General features: G+C 60.3%; 4 protein-coding genes. All 4 read left to right on the top strand.

The annotated features are described in order from the left end of the window. On the top strand, positions 1-1,278 hold a 1,278-nt coding region (locus IVB32_RS42525), incomplete at its 5' end, for a cation acetate symporter (RefSeq protein ID WP_247413215.1). Positions 1,279-1,303: 25 nt separating this feature from the next. Further along, positions 1,304-2,728, top strand: coding sequence for a CmpA/NrtA family ABC transporter substrate-binding protein (locus IVB32_RS42520; RefSeq protein ID WP_247396844.1), 1,425 nt, complete (start codon positions 1,304-1,306; stop codon positions 2,726-2,728). Further along, positions 2,728-3,576, top strand: a complete 849-nt coding sequence (locus IVB32_RS42515; protein WP_247285537.1) for an ABC transporter permease — start codon at positions 2,728-2,730, stop codon at positions 3,574-3,576. The genes IVB32_RS42520 and IVB32_RS42515 overlap by 1 nt, the downstream gene beginning before the upstream one ends. Positions 3,577-3,580: 4 nt before the next feature. Beyond that, a partial coding sequence (locus tag IVB32_RS42510; RefSeq protein ID WP_247413212.1) for an ATP-binding cassette domain-containing protein occupies positions 3,581-4,027 on the top strand: 447 nt, incomplete at its 3' end.

Here is a 4,027-nt window from a genome sequence, read left to right as displayed (position 1 = left end):
CTGCGCAATGTCGGGAAATTCACGTTCGCGGACGTGGTCGCCTATCGGCTCAGCCAAAAGCCGGTGCGGCTCGCCGCGGCGGTCGGTACGCTGGCGGTGATCCTGTTCTACCTGATCGCCCAGATGGTCGCGACCGGATCGTTGATCAAGTTGCTGTTCGGCCTGCCCTACACTTGGTCGGTGGCTTTGGTCGGTGCTGCCATGCTCATCTATGTGCTGTTCGGCGGCATGCTCGCCACCACCTGGGTGCAGGTGGTGAAGGCGGCGCTGCTGCTCGCCGGCGGAGTGATCCTGGCAGTCCTGGTCCTGATGCATTTCGAAATGAACCCGCTCAAGCTGTTCGCCGCAGCGGCGGAGAAGTACGGCACAAGAGTGCTGCAGCCAGGTTCGAAGGTGGTTTCGGGGCAATGGGACGCGATCTCACTCGGCCTCGGGCTGATGTTCGGCACCGCGGCGATGCCGCACGTCCTGATGCGGGTATACACGGTTCGGGACTCCAAGGCCGCGCGACTATCGATACTTTATGCCACCGGGCTGATCGGCTTCTTCCACCTGATGGTGTTCATCATCGGCTTTGGGGCCATGGTGCTGGTCGGCCCGGAGGCGGTGATGAAAGCCGGCGGTGGCGGCAACATGGCTGCACCTCTGCTCGCCCTCACAGTCGGCGGCGACGCCTTCTTCGGTTTCATCTGCGCAGTTGCGTTTGCCACCATGCTGGCGGTGGTGGCAGGCCTCACGCTTTCCGGTGTGGCTACGTTGTGCCATGATGTCTGGACCAACGTCGTTCGCCACGGTACGGCATCGGAGGCTGAGCAGCTCAAAGTGGCGCGGATCGCCACCGTTGCCATCTCGGTGCTGGCAATCGTGCTCGGCATCACCTTCGAAGGCCAGAACGTGGCCTTCATGGCCGGGCTCGCCTTCTCCATCGCCTGTGCCGCCAATTTTCCATCACTGGTCCTCGCTATCATCTGGCGTCGCTTCACGACGCCAGCGGCCGTCGCTAGCATCATGATCGGCACGCTAAGCTCGCTGGTGCTCATTGCGCTGTCACCGACCATCCAGGTCGATGTGCTCGGTAAGCCGCTGGCCCAGGTGAGCGGCGCCTGGTGGTTCGTCTCGCTGCGTAACCCGGCCATCATCAGCATGCCGCTATCGTTTGCCGTGGCGATCGCGGTGTCGTTGTTAACGCGGGAAACGAACGCGGATGGCCGCTTCGACGAGATGCAGCATCGCATCCTGTTCGGGCGCTCAAGGACGATGCCGCAATCGGCGGAGTGAACCAGAGCTGGGAATTCCGAATGGCATGCGCGGAACTGCAGATGCTCCTGCACAATTTCGCCGTTGGCCCTTCGAGCGTCAATGTTACGATTTTGAGCCGGACATTTTGACCAGGGGGACAGAAATGCGCGACGCATCACATCACCATCGCTTCATCGGCAGCCTGTGCAGTTGCGGAGCGCATGCTCCCGCGCAGCCGACTGTCGAAGAGGCCGTGTCCGAAAGCGTCCAGCAGGCACTTCTGCATGGCCTTTTCCCGCAGCCGGTTTTGCGGCGGGAACTGCTTCGCACCGTTGGCGCTGGGGTGATCATCGGCGCTCTCTCCAGCATCCTGCCAATCGACACCTTGAAGGCAATTGCCCAGGAGCGAAGGCCTCTCGAGAAAACCAAGCTGGCTGTTGGCTTCCTCCCGATCACCTGCGCCGTTCCGCTGATCTACGGCGAAAGGCTCGGCAGCTACCGCAAGGAAGGTCTGGATGTCAGTCTGCAGAAGATCGCCGGTATCGCGCTGATCCGCGACAAGATGCTCAACGGCGAGCTGGACGTCTCGCAGCAGGTGATGCCGGTCCCCCTGACGATGACAGCCGGCCTCGGCGGTAACGTCCAGTCAATCAAGGTGCTGACCATCTTGAACCAGAACGGCAACTCCCTCGTCCTGGCCAACAAGCACAAGGACAATCGGGATCCCAAGAACTGGAAGGGCTTCACATTCGCGGTCCCGTTCGAGCAAAGTCACCAGACCCTGCAGCTGCGCAACTATTTGGCTACCGCCGGGCTCGATCCGGACCAAGATGTCAAATACCGCATCGTACCTCCGACCGAATACGTGGCGAGCCTTCGCGTCGGAAGCATCGATGGTTTTTTCGGCGGAGAGCCGGGCGGTCAGCGCGCGGTCTACGAAGGCGCTGGCTTCATTCATCTGATCTCGAAGGATATCTGGGATGGACATCCTTGTTGCTCTGTCACCGCCGCGGAAAGCTGGATCCAGCAAAATCCCAACACATTCATGGCGTTCTACCGCGCCATCATCGCGTCCAGTCTTCATGTCTCGAAGCCGGAGAACCGGGTCGGCATGGCGAAGGTGCTGTCAGAGCCGCAATATCTCAATGCTCCCGAAATTGTCCTCGAGCAGGTTTTGAGCGGCACGTATGCCGACGGCCTTGGCACCATCCGGAAAGATCCGCGGCGGGTTGATTATCAGCCGTTTCCGCAATATTCGGCAGCAGTTTGGCTGATGACCCAGCTCCGGCGCTGGAACATGCTAAAGGAGGATGTCGACTATAAGGTGCTCGCCGAAAAGGTGATGCTGGCGACCGATGCCGCTCGGATCATGCGCGAGCAGGGCGTGACGCCGCCAGCGGTCGGCTTCGGCACCGAAAGGATTCTCGGGAACGAATTCGATTCCAATAAGCCGCAGGACTACCTGTCTTCGGTCCGGAAGGGGGGCTGATGGAGGTGTCACGCCGGCTGCAGCAGCCCTGGGTATCCTCGGTCGCGATCTTCATCGTATTTGTAAGCGTCTGGGGCTGGTTCACCGCCGGTTCGTCGGGAGGTGTTAGCGCTGCCGACGCCGAATATGCCCGCCTTGCCGGCCAGAGCGCGCCGGGTCAGCAGGCCGGTGCGATCCCCTCACCGTGGATCGTCGCGCTCCGCGGCCGGGATCTGATCACACACGCCTTCGATCACGACAATCCCAACAATCTGGGCATCGCATGGCATCTGGCCTATTCCATGGGCCGCGTAGCACTGGGCTTCACGCTGGCCTTACTCGTCGCGGTGCCCCTAGGCTTCTTGCTCGGTCTATGGCCTGCTTGCCATCGCGCGTTGGATCCTTTCATTCAGATCCTGCGGCCGGTATCGCCACTCGCGTGGATGCCGCTGGCGCTCTATACGTTCCGCGACAGCACCGTCTCGACGATCTTCATCATCTTCATCTGTGCAGTCTGGCCGATGTTGATCAGCACGGCAACCGGGACAGCTTCCGTGCGGGCTGAATGGCTGAACGTCTCGCGCGTATTCGGTCTTCCACGATTAGAGCATGTCGCGCGCGTCGTCTTTCCCGCCAGTGTGCCTATGATCCTGTCGGGAATGAGGATCTCGATCGGTATCGCCTGGTTCGTCATCGTGGCTGCCGAGATGGTCGGCGCACAGAGCGGCATCGGGTACTTCATCTGGAACGAATGGAATAATCTCCAGATCGCGAGCATGATCGTCGCCATCGTCCTGGTCGGCGGTATTGGATTGGCGCTAGATATTTTGCTCAAGCGAATAGGCGAAAGCCTCAGCTTCCGGGAATAGAACCATGGCGGATCTCGAGATCAACGATGTGTCAATGTCGTTTGTTGACCGTTCTGGCAAGGGGCTTCTTGCGCTGGATAGAATCTCGCTCGCTATCGAAGACAGCGAGTTTGTCTGCTTGATCGGCCATTCAGGCTGCGGCAAGAGCACGTTGCTAAACATTGTTGCTGGCCTTCTGGCGCCTACAAAGGGTGCAATACGCTGCGCCGGGACGACGATTTCTGGCCCGGGGCCGGAGCGCGCAATGGTCTTCCAGAGCCATGCTCTATTGCCCTGGATGACTTGCTACGAAAATGTTCGCCTTGCGGTCAAACAGGCCTTCAAGGGTGCCGCGGCATCCGAATTGAAGGATCGCTCAGAGCAGGCGCTGAAGCTTGTTCACCTGGAGCACGCCATCAACAAATACCCATTCGAGGTGTCAGGTGGAATGAAGCAGCGGGCGGGCATCGCT

The organism is Bradyrhizobium sp. 23 (assembly GCF_023073295.1).
Classification (GTDB): Bacteria; Pseudomonadota; Alphaproteobacteria; order Rhizobiales; family Xanthobacteraceae; genus Bradyrhizobium; species Bradyrhizobium canariense_D.
This window is presented reverse-complemented; position numbering and strand designations above follow the sequence as displayed.